This window comes from Streptomyces kunmingensis (assembly GCF_039533535.1).
GTDB lineage: Bacteria > Actinomycetota > Actinomycetes > Streptomycetales > Streptomycetaceae > Streptomyces > Streptomyces kunmingensis.
Map to the genome: position 1 here is coordinate 220,546 of NZ_BAAATS010000028.1, position 15,640 is coordinate 236,185.

The 15,640-nt window shown below is 70.9% G+C and carries 14 protein-coding genes; 7 read left to right on the forward strand and 7 right to left on the reverse strand.

Annotated elements, in window-relative coordinates:
- Positions 1-149: 149 nt before the first annotated feature.
- Positions 150-1,508, forward strand: coding sequence for a hypothetical protein (locus ABD366_RS31930; protein ID WP_411293851.1), 1,359 nt, complete (start codon positions 150-152; stop codon positions 1,506-1,508).
- A 134-nt stretch (positions 1,509-1,642) separates the two neighbouring features.
- Here ABD366_RS31930 and ABD366_RS31935 read toward each other — a convergent pair whose 3' ends face one another.
- On the reverse strand, positions 1,643-2,011 hold the full coding sequence (locus ABD366_RS31935) for an acyl-CoA-like ligand-binding transcription factor (protein ID WP_324774320.1): 369 nt from the start codon (positions 2,009-2,011) through the stop codon (positions 1,643-1,645).
- 32 nt (positions 2,012-2,043) lie between these two features.
- On the opposite strand from ABD366_RS31935, the gene ABD366_RS31940 reads away from it, so the two are divergent.
- Positions 2,044-2,322, forward strand: a complete 279-nt coding sequence (locus tag ABD366_RS31940; protein ID WP_411293852.1) for an SDR family oxidoreductase — start codon at positions 2,044-2,046, stop codon at positions 2,320-2,322.
- 125 nt (positions 2,323-2,447) lie between these two features.
- On the opposite strand, the gene ABD366_RS31945 is transcribed toward ABD366_RS31940, so the two are convergent.
- Both ABD366_RS31945 and ABD366_RS31950 read right to left on the reverse strand, forming a co-directional pair.
- Positions 2,448-2,735: a DUF6355 family natural product biosynthesis protein gene (locus tag ABD366_RS31945; protein ID WP_324774247.1), complete on the reverse strand. Its 288-nt coding sequence runs from the start codon at positions 2,733-2,735 to the stop codon at positions 2,448-2,450.
- A 432-nt stretch (positions 2,736-3,167) separates the two neighbouring features.
- Complete coding sequence (locus tag ABD366_RS31950) at positions 3,168-4,205, reverse strand: hypothetical protein (protein ID WP_324774249.1); 1,038 nt, start codon at positions 4,203-4,205, stop codon at positions 3,168-3,170.
- Positions 4,206-4,354: 149 nt separating this feature from the next.
- Between ABD366_RS31950 and ABD366_RS31955 the strand changes: the two genes are divergently transcribed.
- The gene (locus tag ABD366_RS31955; protein ID WP_324774251.1) at positions 4,355-4,861 is read left to right on the forward strand and encodes a metallophosphoesterase family protein; all 507 of its coding nucleotides are present in this window, start codon (positions 4,355-4,357) and stop codon (positions 4,859-4,861) included.
- Positions 4,862-5,499: 638 nt separating this feature from the next.
- Here ABD366_RS31955 and ABD366_RS31960 read toward each other — a convergent pair.
- Together ABD366_RS31960 and ABD366_RS31965 are read right to left on the reverse strand one after the other, a co-directional pair.
- Complete coding sequence (locus ABD366_RS31960) at positions 5,500-6,225, reverse strand: DUF4232 domain-containing protein (protein WP_324774253.1); 726 nt, start codon at positions 6,223-6,225, stop codon at positions 5,500-5,502.
- A gap of 110 nt (positions 6,226-6,335) precedes the next feature.
- Positions 6,336-6,974 carry a LysE family translocator gene (locus tag ABD366_RS31965; protein WP_324774255.1) on the reverse strand — a complete coding sequence of 213 codons (639 nt, stop codon included), beginning with the start codon at positions 6,972-6,974 and terminating at the stop codon, positions 6,336-6,338.
- Positions 6,975-7,085: 111 nt separating this feature from the next.
- On the opposite strand from ABD366_RS31965, the gene ABD366_RS31970 reads away from it, so the two are divergent.
- Positions 7,086-7,637 carry a CGNR zinc finger domain-containing protein gene (locus tag ABD366_RS31970; RefSeq protein ID WP_324774257.1) on the forward strand — a complete coding sequence of 184 codons (552 nt, stop codon included), beginning with the start codon at positions 7,086-7,088 and terminating at the stop codon, positions 7,635-7,637.
- A gap of 1,063 nt (positions 7,638-8,700) precedes the next feature.
- Positions 8,701-9,966, forward strand: a complete 1,266-nt coding sequence (locus tag ABD366_RS31975; protein WP_324774259.1) for a beta-propeller fold lactonase family protein — start codon at positions 8,701-8,703, stop codon at positions 9,964-9,966.
- A gap of 153 nt (positions 9,967-10,119) precedes the next feature.
- Here the strand turns inward: ABD366_RS31975 and ABD366_RS31980 are convergent, their stop codons facing one another.
- Together ABD366_RS31980 and ABD366_RS31985 are read right to left on the reverse strand one after the other, a co-directional pair.
- On the reverse strand, positions 10,120-12,468 hold the full coding sequence (locus ABD366_RS31980) for an ABC transporter permease (RefSeq protein WP_324774322.1): 2,349 nt from the start codon (positions 12,466-12,468) through the stop codon (positions 10,120-10,122).
- A 140-nt stretch (positions 12,469-12,608) separates the two neighbouring features.
- Complete coding sequence (locus tag ABD366_RS31985; RefSeq protein ID WP_324774261.1) at positions 12,609-13,304, reverse strand: ABC transporter ATP-binding protein; 696 nt, start codon at positions 13,302-13,304, stop codon at positions 12,609-12,611.
- 268 nt (positions 13,305-13,572) lie between these two features.
- On the opposite strand from ABD366_RS31985, the gene ABD366_RS31990 reads away from it, so the two are divergent.
- Together ABD366_RS31990 and ABD366_RS31995 are read left to right on the forward strand one after the other, a co-directional pair.
- The gene (locus tag ABD366_RS31990) at positions 13,573-14,940 is read left to right on the forward strand and encodes a sensor histidine kinase (protein WP_324774263.1); all 1,368 of its coding nucleotides are present in this window, start codon (positions 13,573-13,575) and stop codon (positions 14,938-14,940) included.
- Positions 14,937-15,623: a response regulator transcription factor gene (locus ABD366_RS31995; protein ID WP_324774265.1), complete on the forward strand. Its 687-nt coding sequence runs from the start codon at positions 14,937-14,939 to the stop codon at positions 15,621-15,623. The genes ABD366_RS31990 and ABD366_RS31995 overlap by 4 nt, the downstream gene beginning before the upstream one ends.
- Positions 15,624-15,640: the final 17 nt, after the last annotated feature.

Here is a 15,640-nt window from a genome sequence, read left to right on the forward strand (position 1 = left end):
GCGCATGACGCGACGGTGCGTCCGCGAAAGCAAGGAGCCGCGTTTTGTATCCCTTCGCAGCACGGTCCGGCACATCCCGAGGGCTCCGGCCGCGGCGGCGCCGCTCCAGCTGGCAGGCACTGTGCGTCGCAGGAGTGGTCGTCGGCGCGATCCCGCAGGCCGCCGCCGCTCAGACGGACACGACAAGGCCGCCCTCCGTACCGTGTCCATCGGCCCTGGCGGACAAGGCCACGTGTTATAGCGGGCAGGACAGCAACGGCGCGTACTACACCATCGCCGTCCCCGAGCAGTGGAACGGGTCACTGGTCGTCCACGCCCACGGCGGACCCGACCTCGGTGACGACTCCGACCCGAGCCGCAGCGCCGAAGACCTCGAGCGCTGGGCGGTCATGGTCGACGAGGGGTACGCATGGGCCGGCTCGTCGTACCGCCGGGGAGGCTACGGCACCCGCATGGCCGCGGCCGACACCGAGAACGTGCGCCGCGTGTTCCGGTCCGCGTTCGGTACGCCGGAGAGGACGTACGTACACGGCCAGTCGTGGGGCGGTGACGTGGCGGCCAAGGTGGTGGAGACCTACGGCAAGAAGAACGGACCGTACGACGGTGCCCTGCTCACCAACGGCGTGCTCGGCGGTGGCTCGCGAGGCTACGACTACCGGGTCGACCTGCGCGTGGTCTACCAGTACTACTGCCGAAATCACCCGCGCTCCACCGAACCGCAGTATCCGCTCTGGCAGGGGCTGAGGGCCGGATCGAGCATGACCGCGCAAGGCTTGCGCGCCCGCTTGCAGGAGTGCACCGGCTTCGCGTCCGACTCCGAGGAGCGCACCGCGCTGCAGCAGCGCAATCTTGACGACATCCTCGCCGTCACGAAAATTCCTGAGCGCACGCTCGAGTCCCATCTGCGCTTCGCGACCTTTACCTTTCGCGACATCACCCACAACCGGCTCGGCGATCGCAATCCGTTCGGCAACAAGGGTGTGCGCTACTCCGGTTCGCACGACGACAAGGCACTCAACGCGGGAGTGGGACGCTACTCCGCCGATCCGTCGGCCCGGCGTGACCTGTCCTACGACAGTGATCTCACCGGTGACGTCTCCATCCCGGTACTCACCTTGCACGCCATCGACGATCCGACGGCGTTCGTCGAGCAAGAGGCGGCCTACCGTGCCACTCTCCGGGGCGCCGGTCACGGCAAGAACCTCGTGCAGACCTTTTCGGACGAGCAAGAGCACAGTGGGCTGAGCAACTCCGAGTACGCCAACTCCATTGCGGCACTTGACGATTGGGTGCGCAAGGGCAAGAAGCCCACGCCGAGTTCGGTCGCGTCGTCCTGCCCGGACTTCGACCGTGTGTACGGCACCGGGTGCTTCTACCAGCCTGACTTCACCCCTCAGCCCTATCTCTCCCGGGTCGAACCGCGGCCCGGAGGCACTCGCTGGCCGGCCATGAGCGCGGCCCAGGAGAGGTCCTGGAGCGGCATCGACGGCGTCGGTATCGCTCCCTGACGGCTCCTGACGGCTCCTGACGGCTCCTGACGGCTCCTGACGGCGACATCGGTGGGGCCGGGCTGGTGGGTAGGCAGTGGTCGCGGGGCGGTGACGGTGGCGTCGGCCAGGAAGGGGTGGTCGGCGCGACCCGGCTAGTCGCGCACCGCAGCCAGGCACTCGTCGTACAGGTCCAGGATCTCGCCCTTGCCGTCGTTGCCGACCCACGTCATTGACGCGGCATCCAGGCACGCGAACGCCGTCGCGATCACCGCGCGAGCTCTTGGTTCCGCGCTGCCGACAGCGGCGCCCATCCGCGTCTCGACGAGCGGCAGCAGATCGTCCTGGAACTGGAGCCGCTTTTCGAGCCAACCGGCGCGCAGGGACCGGGTGTTGTGCAGGAGACGGAACCGTTCCAGGGTCTGTTCGCGGCTGGCGTGCAGGGCCAGTACGGCGGCAACCCCTGCGCGCAGGGTCTCCCAGACGCCGGCTTCGGCCGGCTGTCCGCTGATCGTGTCCGTCAGGACCTGCCCGAACCGGCCCTGGTCGCCGAACCCTGGTACCCCTCATGCGGTCCCTCGCGCTCGAACTCGCCCCGCGCCGTATCCGCGTCAACGCCGTCAGTCCGGGACTCATCGACACCCCTGCCTACGGCAAGATGGGCGTCTCCCCGGCGATGATCGACTCCTGGGCCGGGGACGTCCCGCTCGGCCGCGTCGGCGCGCCCGCCGACATCGCCGAAGCCGTGGCGCTCCTCGCCTCGGACGCCGCCGCTTACATCACCGGCGACAACCTCACCGTCTCCGGGGGCATGGGCGTCCACGCCCGCCCCTGACGAGCAGCCCCGCACTCCTGGTGAGCTCCCTGGCGGGCCGGCCCGCCCTATCGCAGGCGTTCGGGGAACCGGCACCGTGACCGTCCCCCGAACGCGATCCGCTCAGTGCGTGCGTGCTGCGCGGTTCAGCACGTCCGGCCGGTGTACCAGGCGCCGTCGACGCCGGAAGCGGAGCCGATCCAGGTCACGCCCGGAGCCACACACTGCTCGCTGTTCGGCCCCCAGTCGTCGATCTCGATGATGATGTGTGAGCCGTCCGAGGTGCAGTGGTTGTAGTAGGCGTCGGAGCCGGTCTCGTAGAAGCCGCAGGGGTTCGCCGCGGCGGAACCGGCGCTGAGGGTGACGGCACCGGCGGAGGCGAGGAAGAGCGCGATGGAACCAAGAGCACCGACCGTGATACGACGAAGACGCAAGGGGAGCTCCAAACAGGAGAGAGATGGGAGTCCGAATCGCAGCTGCCTGCAGATTCGTGTCGATTTCGTGTCGATGCCGAGAGTCGCAGCCAAGCGCAGCCGTTGCGGTTCCCACTGGCACTTTTCACCCGAGGAATCGATTCACTTATGCTCCGACCGGTTGGTTTTCGCCCGTTTCTCGTACGCCGTGAGGTGGGTGAGCTCCTGACGTCGGGCGCATGTTCCGCAAGGCGTTGGCGACTACGAGGGGAAGTTCGGCGGCGGTCGGGAGAAGCGCCAGGACCATGACGCTCGATCCGGCTCCGAAGTAGGCGCCGTACGCCGAAGGCGGCAATCCGGGGCTGCGCGAGCAGGGGCGAGGCGATGAGGACCAGGAAGGGCACGGCGTGAGCGAACACCCCGCTCGGGGACCGAGCCGAAGTCCTTCCTCTGCTATTCGGTGATCGTGGGATTGCCGCGCAGGATGGCCTCGGTGGTCTGCCAGAGCCGGGGGAGGAACCGGGTCACCTCTTCGGCCCGGTGGATGAGGTCACGGGTGGAGTTGATGCCGAGATCGGAGACGGCCTCACGGAAGGCCGGGGCGAGGGCTTCGTGCAGCTCGGGGGCGTCGGCGGCCAGGATCGTGTGGCAGCGCGCGTAGGTCGCGATGATCCAGAAAACGGCTTCGTGGTGGTCGCCCGAGTCGATGAGTTTCTGGCTTCCGTCGATCGCGATCGGTCGCGCGGCGGGCGTGATGTCGCTGCTGAAGAAGAACGGGGTCTTCGCCACCGGGATGGTGGCGTCGAACGTCGTGGCGAGTTCACGCAGATGGTGCCGGACACGCTGCGCGGACAGGTGTGAGCAGCCGAGGAGGTCCAGAAGTTCCGGGTAGAGGCTGCTGTGGCCGTAGTCGGCGAGAACCTCGCGAGCGGCTGGATAGCGCAGGCGGACGGTGGGGTTGCGCAGGGCGGCGACGAGCAGGACATGGCAGGTCACGCCGGTGGGGAACAGCCAGGAGAGCACCTGCTCGTGGAAGGGCGCCGAGGTGTCGATCGCAGCGAGGCGGGTCTCGATCCGGTGGCGGGCGTCCTGGCACCTGCGGCGGACCCAGGGCCGGGCGGTGAAGTGGCGCGAGACATGTGCCTGTAGTCGGCGCAGACAGCCGGTGGGGTCATCGATGATCGCGTCGGTGCGGAAGTTGCCGGCCAGGTGGTAGGACGCCAGGACGTCGTCGGCGGAGGCGAGTTCGGTCCAGGGCAGATAGCTGACTTCCAGCAGGGCGTCCTGGAAGCGGAACTTGCCGGGCTTGACCGGCGGGTCCTCCTGGGCGGTGACGACGAAGATGTCGATGTCGGAGGAGGGCGACAGCTCCGCGTCGTCCGGCAGTCCGACGGTCGAGCCGCTGAGGTAGGCACCGCGGAAGCCGGCGTCGGGTCGGGCATGCTGGGCGACCCACTGGATCGCGGCGGAACGTGCCGGTCCGACCTTCACAGTCTCATCTCCCCGATGACGTCTGCAGACATCTCATGGTCCCAGTCGCTGAGACCGGCGTTGTCCGTAGCGGCCAGGTCGCGGGCCGGGGCGGCACTCAGGGGCGCACGGTACGGACGAGGACGAGGCGGTGCGGGATAGTGGGGCGCATGCTTGTGCTGCTGATGTCGGACACCCATCTGCCGAAGCGTGCGAAGGAACTGCCCGCGGAGCTGCTGGAGCGGTTGCCGCTCGCCGACGTGGTCGTCCATGCCGGCGACTGGGTGGACACCGCCACGCTGGATCTGCTGGAGTCCCGCTCCCGCAGGTTGATCGCTGTGTACGGCAACAACGACGGCCACGAACTGCGGGCCCGCCTGCCGGAAGTGGCCCGGGCGGAACTGGGCGGGCTGCGCTTCGGAGTCGTCCACGAGACGGGCGCGGCCCAGGGGCGAGAACGCCGCTGCGCCGAACGCTTCCCGGACCTCGACGTCCTGGTGTTCGGACACAGCCACATCCCCTGGGACACGACGGCTCCGGGCGGGCTGCGCTTGCTGAACCCGGGGTCGCCGACCGACCGGCGCCGTGAGCCGTACTGCACGTACATGACGGCCGTGGCGGACGGGGGACAGCTGACCGAGGTGACCCTGCACCGGCTGGCGCGCCGCGTGGGGTAGTGAGGACGGGGGCCGCGGTGCGGGGCCACCGGAAGGGCTGAGGTTGCCAACGCCGAAGGTCCGGTCGTCGGAACGCAATGAGAGAGAGTGGGAGTGACACGACACTCGCGTTCCCCGTTCTGCTGCGGCTGAGCGGCTGAGCGGCTGAGCGGCTGAGCGGCTGAGCGGCTGAGCGACGAACGGGCGAGCGCCTTCCGCGCCGAGGTCGCCCGCGGGCCCCTCGGCCCCGGCCTCGGCCTCGGCCTCGCGAATGCTGCCGGACGAGGTGGCCCTCGACGAGATCGACGAGTTCTTGTTTATGTGCCGCGCCACGACGAGCGCCTGGCCGCACGAGTGCGCGGCCGTCGACTTCCACGCCACCGAGGGCCACTCCTGGCGTCTCTCTCTTCGCCGACGGAGCACGGGCCACCCGCCTGCCGGACGCCGGTACCAGGCCGCCTGTCGCCGGGGCCCCGGACGCGGCCAACGCCTCTCGGTAGAACGCCGGGCCGATGCGTTCCACGAAGGCGCCCCGCAGGTGGTACCGCTTCACGGCGTTGTCCTCGTAGTCGAGCATCTCCCGCAGGCCGAAGCTGTGCGACGTCAGGGCATCGCCCGGCTGGAGTTCGTCCTTGGCGACCATGTCTGAGCCTGCGCTCCTACGAGGCTCCGCCCTGGCCGGCGCTGCCGATCGGGCCGACCTCGACCGGGGAGCCGGAGCCGTCGGTGACGGGCAGTGTGGCGGCGCCCGGCCACTCCAGCGAGAACGACTTCGTCTCGCCGGGCGGCGTCACCACCAGACCCGTGACCTTGACACCGGAACCGCCCGAGTCGTTCATCGGGTAGCTGATGTTGAAGAACACCGACTTCCCGTTCTTGAGGGTCGTCCGTTCGGCGGGCTGGCCGGCGCGCTGGGCGGACAGCGGGCCCTCACTGGTCGTCAGGTCGACGCCCGCGAACCCGGACAGCGTGCAGTCCTGGCCGCCACCGTTGTGCAGCTCCACCGCGACAGAGCCCTTGGTGTCACCGTCGATGGTGCTGTCCGATGCCGAGATGTCCAGATCGTCGGTACGGCACTTGCCGGCCTCGGCGCTCGAGCCCGAACCGCTGCCGGCTGCCGTGCCCTGCCCGCCCGAGTTCTTCCCCGCCGAGTCCTTCCCGCCGCCCTGATCCGAACCGCCCGACCCCGAACCGCCGGTGGCCGAACCGCCGTTGGAGGAGGCGCCGTCCGTCGAGGACGCACTGGATGCGGCCGAGGGGTCGCCCCCTGTGACGTCATCGCCGTTGCAGGCCGTGAGCGTGAGGCCCGCGGCCACGGTCAGAACCACGGCGGCGCAGCGCAGCGTACGGCGACGGTTTGTGCGGATGGTGGTGTGGGAGCGCATGGCGGGTCCTCCGGTAGGTCGTGGGTGGTGTCCCCTCTTCGGGAACAACCCAGACTCTGGCCGAGGCCGTTACTGCCCAAGCGCCGTCTCGCTAACGTCCGCCTAACGGGTCATGCCACGGCGGTGGTGAGTGCGTCCTGGAGGAGGAATGTTGCAAGGACGGCGAAGGTGGTTCCGGTGACCACGTTCACTGTCATGGCGGTGCGCGGGCCCCGTAGCAGTTGCCGGCCCAGCCGGCCGGCGCACAGGCCGATCGTGCTGTCCCAGAGGAGTCCCACCACCAGGAAGATCAGTCCGAGGGTGAGCAACTGGAGCCAGCGGGGGCCCTGTTCGGGGCTGGTGAACCGGGGGAGGAACGCGGCGAAGAACAGTACGGTCTTCGGGTTGAGCAGGTTGGTGAGAACTGCTCGGCGCAGGACCTGTCGCCCGGGTGGCGTCCCGGAATGTGCTGTCGGCGTCTTCCGGGACGAGCGGATCGTGGTCGTCGCCAGCCATGCGAGGTAGAGCCCGCCGACGGCTTCCACCAGCATCAGCGCGACGGGTGTCGAGCGCAGCAGGACGGCGAGGCCGAGCGCGGCGGCCGTCACGTGCACGACCATCCCCAGGGCCATTCCGGTGGCGGAGAGCAGGCCGGCTCTCGGGCCGCGTTCCAGGGCCACGGCCGTGATGTACGCGGCGTCGGGTCCCGGAGTGATGGTGATGATCGCGACCGCGGCCAGGTAGGCCGGCAGGAGAGTGAGGTCCAGCATCGCAGCCTCCGCGCATGGACGGCGTAACGCTTAGTACCGCTTCATTACGTTACTGGTTCGGTGAAAGGCTTGCAACGCATAGGCGGCGTTCAGCGCGTTACGCTGGGGCGTATGGCAGTCACCCTCACAGACGTCTCTCTCGAGGCGCTGACGCGACTCGTCAACGGCTGGGGCACGTTGCCGCGGCAGGAGGACGGCCGGGGAGAGGCCCCCCACCTGCCCGTGGCCGACATCACGGCGCGCCTCGACCTGCCGGCGCGCGTCAGCGCCGCGCTGACCCCGACTGCGCTTGCCTGCGCGGCGGACCGCCTGCACGCGGTGTTCTCCGCCCCGGACAGCGAGGCGTGCGCGCACGAACTGACCCGCCTGCTGTCCGACAGCGGTGTTCGCCCCGTCATGGCGAGCGGGACCGCCGGGACCCTGCGCGCGGCGTGGAACGTCGACGACGCCGATCAGGCCCTGGTCGCGGCGGCGGCGATCACCCTGCGCAAGTACCTCGTGGAGCGCGGCTTCGCGCGTATCGGCATCTGTACCGGCGGCCACTGTGCCGACGTCTACATCGACCAGTCACCCGGCGGCCGGCGCCGGTTCTGCTCGGTGGCCTGTCAGAACCGGACGCGGGTGGCGGCGTTCCGCAGTCGCAGGGCGGCTGCCGACGACTGAGTACCGGGTTTTCGGCTGCGGGAGTCATGAGGCTCCAGGAGCCCGCTGCCGCAAGGGGTGTTCAGCACCGCATGCCCGGGTTCAAAGACAGACTCTCAGCACGGAGCGGTGACGGTCGCACGCACCCATGTAGCACTCCCTGATCGGGGCGTAGGTCAGTGTGGTGGTCGGGGTCCACGCGGCAGCGGAGATCTCACCGCCGGGCCTGGCCTTGCCTGTGATGGCTGCCGCGTCACAGGGCTGTGGGATCCTTCTGTTTGCACCTCTCCGAAGTTCTCACCTCTCCGAAAGGGCCGGTCGTGACGCCGCTCGGCATGGTTCTAGGCGACTTCTCCTCTCGCGCTTCGACGCGGGAGCGGTAGCCCTACCCGCCCTGACACACGAGCCTGTGCACAGCACGGGCCGTTTTCCGCTGCTCCTCGTCGAAGTGCTCTTCGTGCCCCCCGCACGCTCGAACACGAGGAGTACCGGTGTCCACGATTCACTGGACCGAGACGAACACCCCCCGCTGCGCCCACTGGCATTCCGAGAGCGCGACACCGCCGCCCCGCGGGGTCGTCGGCGCGGACGACCGTACGAAGGCCGACGCGGCTCACCGCCTGGCCTGCGAAGGCGGGACAAAGGCGGTGGGAGACCGTGGGAGGCGGTGGGGCGGAAGCTGCCGGGCGTGGTGTCAAGACGCGGGACAGCCAGCTTTTGACCGAATGCGGACAACTGTCGGGGTTCCGGTCCCGGGAGGGCGGGGGAGCGTGATGATGCTGGTGACTCCGCCGGGGCCGGTGCTGCCGGTGTCCGGTCGGGGTACGGCTGTTGCGGTCCCGGTGGGCGCCGGGGCCGGTGCGACCGCGCCGCCGCCGGTCCTCGGTGTCCTTCGGACCCGCCGTCACGGCGCGGGGTTCGATGATGGGGGAGTCTCTTGGCGTCGATGCCCGCAAGACCACGACCGTTCATTTTTCGCTGGGGGCGGCGGCTGACTCCCGTCGCCGCGGCCGGCGCTCTGACGCTGTCAGGGCTGGTGGCGCTCACCGCGCCCGCACACGCAGCCGAGGGACCGTCGGCGTATGTGGCCAACTTCCATGGCGATGCGATCACGGTGCTCGATACGAGCACGAACACCGTCACCCGCACCATCGACGTCGGGAACAGCCCCGTCGGGGTGGCGGTCAACCCCGTCGACACGCACGCCTACGTCACCAATTTCGACGACAAGACCGTCTCGGTGATCGACACACAGGCCGACGAGGTCACCGAGACCATCCCCGTCGGCAACAACCCTCTCGGCGTGGCGTTCACCCCGTCCGGGGCCCGCGCGTACGTCGCGAACAGCGGCGAGGAAACAGTGTCGGTCATCGACACCGCCACGAACACGGTCAGCGCGACCGTCCCGGTCGGCGGCTCCCCGAACGGCGTGGCGGTGACCCCGTCGGGCGCCACCGCCTACGTGACCAACAACAACGGCAGCACGGTCTCGGTCATCGACACCGCGACCAACACGGTCACGGCCACCGTCCCGGTCGGGAACGCCCCCTCCGGCGTGGCGGTCAACCCCTCCGGGAGCGTCGCCTACGTCGCCAACAACAGCAGCGACGACACCGTCTCCGCGATCGACACGGCGACCCATACGGTGACCGCCACGATCGCGGTCGGGGCTGGCCCGCACGGCGTCGCGTTCAACCCGTCGGGCACGCGCGCCTTCGTCACCGACAGAGGCGGCGACGACGTGAAGGTGATCGACCCGGCGAGCCACACCGTGATCGCGACCGTCCCGGTCGGTGCCGACCCGGCCAAGGTCGAGGTCGACCCGTCCGGCACGGCCGCCTATGTCAGCAACGTGGCCGATGACTCCGTCTCGGTGATCGACGCGGCGACCAACACCGTCACCGCCACGATCAGCGGATTCAACGGCCCCTACGGCATCGCCTTCGTTCCCGCGTCGCGGACGGCGGACATCGACGTCAACCTCACCGCTCAGCCACACCTTGGCCTCCTGGTGCCCTACCTGAGCTACACCCTCACCGCCCACAACCCCGGCCCCGGCAGCGTGACCTCCGCGACCCTCACAGCGAAACTGCCGCGGGGCGCCTCCGCCACCGCCCTGGCCTCCGGATGCACCGCCGTCGGCACCACGGTGACCTGCAATTACGGGGCCATCGCCGCCAACGCGAGCGTGCACAAGACATTCCGCGTCCCTCTGCACCTGCTGACCCTCGGTCAGGTCAAGGTCACCGGGCAGCGCACCGCCTCCGCGCCCACCGATTCCAACGCCGCCAACGACAGCGCGTCCCTCACCTGCACCGCCCTCTCCATAGTCCTCGTCACCTGCCCATGACGCCGCGCGTGCGGTGATCTCCGCGCGCCCCGTCACCGCTGCCCTCCGCCGGCGCATCCCGGGGGAGGGCAGCGGCTCGTCAACTGCCAGACACGTGATGTGTGTTGAGAGCCGGCCCCGGGCGGCGGCGACCGACCGGGCCCGCTCCCGTCACTACTCCGTACGCAAGGCCGTGACCGTGCGCGTGCGGGCCGTGCGGACCGCGGGCAGCAGTGCGCCGAGGACGGCGATCAACAGGCCGCCGAGGACGAGCACGGCCAGTCGCCCCGGCGCGTAGACGTCCATGACCGAGGCGGGCAGGCCGATCCCCGCACTGTCGCCCATGGCCGGCACGATCACATGGTGCAGGGCCAGGCCGAGGGGCACGCCCAGGGCACCACCGGCCAGGCCGGTGAGGACGACCGAGGTGACGATCGTGAGGACGGTCTGCCGCGGGGTCATGCCGAGTGCCTTGTGGATGCCCATCTCGCGGGCGCGTTCCCGGGTGTCGAGCAGCACGCCGTTGAGGACGCCGAGGGCGGCGACGGCAACGAGCAGCGTGGTGAGCAGCGCGGTCAACGAGTTGAGGGCGACGACCTGGTCGCTGCCGTTCCCGGGCTCCGGTACGTCTGCGGTGAGGTGCAGCGACTGGAGATCGGCGTTCAGCGCTTCGAGGTAGTCGGCGCGGTCGGTGCCGGGGCGCAGGGCGATGTAGTGGCTGGTGGGCTTCAGTTCGACGTCGGCCGCGGTGAAGGTGGTGAGGTCGGTGAAGACCTCCATACCGTCGTTGCGCGTGTCCAGGACGGTGCCGACGATACGGACGGCGACCCGCTTGCCCCGGTGGTCGAGGGACACGGTGTCTCCGACGGCCGCGCCGGTGGCTTCCAGGAACGGGGTGGGCACCACGGCCTCGCCGGGTGCGCCGATCCATCGGCCGGTGACCATGGCATAGCCGCCCCAGGAGGCGTCGCCGTCGAAGGCGATGACATCGGTGGCGCCGCTGACTCCGGCGAGGGTCACCTGACCGGTCGCCCGGCCGTAGTGCGCGCGGGTCCCGGGCTGCTTCTCGATCGCCGCGTCGAGCGCTGCGGGATCGGCCTCCGCCAGGGCAGCCGCCGCCGCGCGGGCCTTCGCCTCCGCCGCCGGGTCGGGACCCGGCGGGGCGTCGGCCGGCGGGGCGTGCGGGTCGATGGTCACGTCCGCGACCTGGTGCGCGCGGGCCTTGGTGACCTCGCCGAGCGACGAGCCGAGGCCGACCGCGAACGTGACGGCAGCCGTCCCGAACACCACGGCAATCGCCATCGCGGCCGCCCGGGCAGGGCGGGCGAAGGGCCGGGCCAGGCCCAGGCCGATGGGCCTGGGCAGCCGGGCGCGTGCACCGAGGCGGGCCGCCCACCGGCCACGCGCCGAGGCGGGCCCACGCCCCAGGGCCAGCGCGTCGACGGTACGCAGCCGCCCGGCCCGCCGGGCGCCCGCCCACGCGGTCGCGGCCACCACGGCCAGCGTTCCCGCGATCACGGTGACATCCACCCAGGGCGCGATGCCGGACGGAGTCGTGCCGTACGCGTCCGCGGCCTCCGACAGGACCGGAACCACCAGCAGATGGCCGACGACGACACCGGCCGCGGTGCCGATCGCCGCCGGGATCAGCGCCTGCCCGACATAGGCCCGCACGACCTGGCCCGGGGTGAAGCCGACCGCCTTGAGAATGCCGATGCGCCGCTGTCCTGCCCCGACCGCGGCGGTCACCACATGACCGACGATCAGTACCGACATCACCAGGCCGAGCACGCCGAACGCGATGAGGAACGGTACGAACAAGGCGATGTCCCGCTCGGCGTTCTTCCGCACGGTCAGCCAGGACTGTGATCCGGTCGCCGCCCCGTCGGGCAGCCGCGCGGCCACCGCGTCGCGGCCGGCGGCCACTTGGGCGGCGGTGTCCGCGGCGGTGAGGCGGTACAGCATCTGGTACCCGGCCCGTGCTGCCGGGTTCGCCGATGCGGTCAGCTGGGCGGGCAGCACCCAGGCATCGGCGGTACGGGTCGCCGACCGTGCCACGCCGACGACTTCAAGGTCCGGGCTGCCGGGCAGACCGGCGAACTCGAGTGTGCGGCCGAGCTCCGGGAAGATCCCGCCGTCCGCGGAGAGCACGATCTCACCGGGACGCTCGGCCCAGCGCCCCGAAGTCAGGGTGAGAGTGTCGACCTTCCCGCCAGGGTCGCCCCGGCCGACGATCGTCACCGGTGGCAACTCCGGGCCCTTCTCCGTCCGCGGGGCCGCGGAAACGGTACGGAAGGGGCCGGAGGCTGCCTCGACCCCGGTGCGGTGGGCCGTCTCGGCGAGTTGCTTCTCCGTGGCGGCGCCGGCGCCGGATCGCGTGGCGTCCGCGTCGGACTGTGCGGCACCCGCCTCGAACTCCATGGACAGATGGGCGCCGTGCTGCCGGGCGAAGGAGTCGGCGAAAGGCGCCCCCGACGCCACCAGGAGGGATCCGCCGAGAATGGCCGCGGCCACCGCCATCATGGTGGCCGGCGCGACCACCCACGTCTGCGCCCGCCGACGGCCCGTCCCCGACCGCACCACCCGGCCGAGCGCACTGCCCGGACGCGCGTTCCGCCTGGGACCCGTCTCCTGCAGGGGCCCCGGACGCGTACGCACTGAACTCATCGGACCGGCTCCGGCTCGCTCGGCGCGGTGATCCGGCCGTCCGCGATCCGTACGGTCCGGGTCGCGCAGGCCCGCGCCAGGGCGAGATCGTGCGTCACCAGGACGACCGTCTGACCGTCCTGATTGAGCTCGGTGAGCAGCCGGCCCACATCCTCCCCGGACGCGCTGTCCAGCGCACCCGTCGGTTCGTCGGCGAGCAACAGGGGCGGCCGGTTCATCAGCGCGCGGGCCACCGCGACCCGCTGGCGCTCGCCGCCGGAGAGCCGGCCGGGATAGGCGCGGGAGTGCCGGTCGATACCGAGCCGCTCCAGCAGTCCGGCGGCGCGCCGCCGCGCCTCGGCGCGCGGCAACGTGCTGGCCAGCTGCGCCGGGAGCAGCACGTTGTCGACCACGGTCAGATCGTCGAGGAGGTGGAAGAACTGGAAGACCATGCCGACCTTGGCACGCCGGTAGCGCGCCGCGGCGGTCTCACCGAGCCGGTCCACGCGTGTCCCGTCCACCGTGACCGTTCCGTCGTCCGGCCGGTCGAGGCCCGCGAGCAGGTTGAGCAGGGTGGACTTGCCGCTGCCCGACGGGCCGAGGAGCGCGACGCTCTCGCCCGCCGCGACGGTCAGCGACGCGTCGTGCAGGGCCGGCGGCCCGTCGTCGTACCTGCGGCTCACACCGCGCACTTCGATCAACGACGTGGTCATGTACGTACTCCCGGGTCTCGGCTGACACCAGCTCTGAGCGCCCCCGCTGTCGAGGGCACCCCGGCCCTGTCGGTCAGGGTCCGGCGCAACTGGCTGCCCGACGCTAGGCCGGCCGCCGCCATGGGCGCCTCGGCCACCGGAACCCATTTCCGTACTTCTCCGGGGCCACCCCGCGCCGGGTCCTCCTTGAGATGTAGTCGACGGGCGTACGGCGCGTGGGCCGTGGGACCGACGCGGCGCAAAGGTGCGGTCGGTGAAAATGGGCCGCGTGTCCTACGTACCGCCGCCGAGCCGCTCAGGCATCCGGGCCCTGCTGTCCGACCAGCTGAAGCGGCTGGCCGGCCCGTCCGGGGTGCCCACCCGCCCCGCGGATCTGTGGGAGCGCCTGTCAGGAGCGTTGCAGCGCCCCACCGGCCCGCTCCCTCGTCCCGGCCGTCCCAGCCTGCTCTTCGACGCCGTCCTCGCGGCCGCCGTCGGGGTGACCATGGCCGTGTACGCTGCGGACGCCCCGGGCGGCACCCATGTCGTCGAGGTCGTCAACGGTGTGGAACGAGTGGTCAGTTACACCGGGTCCCACCGCTGGATCGCCTGGGTCGTCATCGCCGTCGTCACGTCGGCCGCGCTCATGCTGCGCCGCCGCTGTCCGCTGGCCGTGCTCTGGGCGGTGACCGCCACCGCCGGATTCTTCGCGCAGGACGCGCCGTCCCGGCTGGTCATCTACCAGGGGGTCATCGCCGCGTACAGTGCCGCCGCCTACAGCCCCTACCGGGCCGCCACCCTGACCAGCCTGCCCGTGGCGATCGCCGTGTTCAGCAACACAGGGAACACCGAACTGCCCATCATCCCCGACAAGTACGTGGCCCTGTGGGTCCTCATCCCGCTGGTCTTCGCCGCCAACGGACTGCGTACCTGGCGGCTGCGCGCCGACACCAGCCGCGACCGGCTCACCGCCCTCGAACGCGAACGGGCCGCCGAACTGCGCCGTGCGGCCGAACGCGAACGCACCCGCATCGCCGCCGAACTCCACGACGTGGTCACCCACAACGTCAGCATGATGACCATCCAGGCCGGTGCCGCCCGCAAGGTCATGGACACCGCCCCCGACCAGGCCCGTGAAGCACTGCTCGCCGTCGAGGCCGGCGGCCGCGCCGCCCTGGCCGAACTGCGCCACGCCATGGGCCTGCTCACCATGACCGCCGAAGGAACAGACCCGGCCACCACCGCGGACCTGGCACCGCAACCCGGCCTGGACCGGATCCCCGACCTGGTCAGCGGCGTACGGGACACCGGACTCGACGTCACCCTCACCATCAGCGGCCGGCCCGCCCCGGCCCCGTCCGGGATGAGCCTCGCCGCCTACCGGGTCGTCCAGGAGGCCCTGACCAACACCGTCAAGCACGCGTCCGGCGCCACCGCGACCGTGACCGTCGACCACACCCCCGACACCCTGCGCATCGTGGTCACCGACACCGGCGGCACCCCCACCGCCTCGTCCTCGACCGGCAACGGCCACGGACTGGTCGGACTGCGCGAACGCCTCGCCGTCTACGGTGGCACCCTGCACAACGGCCCGCGCCTTGACGGCGGTTACCGCACCGAAGCCCTCATCCCCCTGGCCCGTACGGAGAGTTCATGACCACCCCGCTCCGCGTCGTCGTCGCCGACGACCAGGCCCTGGTACGCACCGGCTTCCGCATGATCCTCACCGCTGACGGCATCGACGTCGTCGCCGAGGCCGCCGACGGCAACGAGGCCATCGAGGCCGTCCGCCGCACCCGCCCCGACGTCGTCCTCATGGACATCCGGATGCCCGACCTCGACGGCCTGGAGGCCACCCGCCGCATCCTCACCGGCGCCCCCGGCGAACCCCGGGTGATCATCCTGACCACCTTCGACCTCGACCATCTCGTCTACGGGGCCCTGTCCGCCGGAGCCAGTGGCTTCCTCCTCAAGGACGTCACCCCGGAACACCTCAGCGCCGCAGTCCGGCTGGTCCGCACCGGTGACGCGCTCCTCGCCCCGGCCATCACCCGCCGCCTCGTCGAGCGCCACGCCCGCCGGGACCCGGAAACCGCCACCCTCCACCGTGACCTGGCCACCCTGACCCCCCGCGAACTCGACGTGCTGCGCCTGCTCGCGCAGGGCCTGAGCAACGCCGAGCTCGCCGCCCGCCTTCACCTCGCGGAGACCACCGTCAAGACGCACGTCACCCGCGTCCTCGCCAAGCTCCGCCTGCGCGACCGCGTCCAGGCCGTCGTCACCGCCTACGAAACCGGCCTGGTCACCGCGAGTGACCACCGCCGGTCCGAGGCACTGTGAGTGCCCCGGGCCGACAG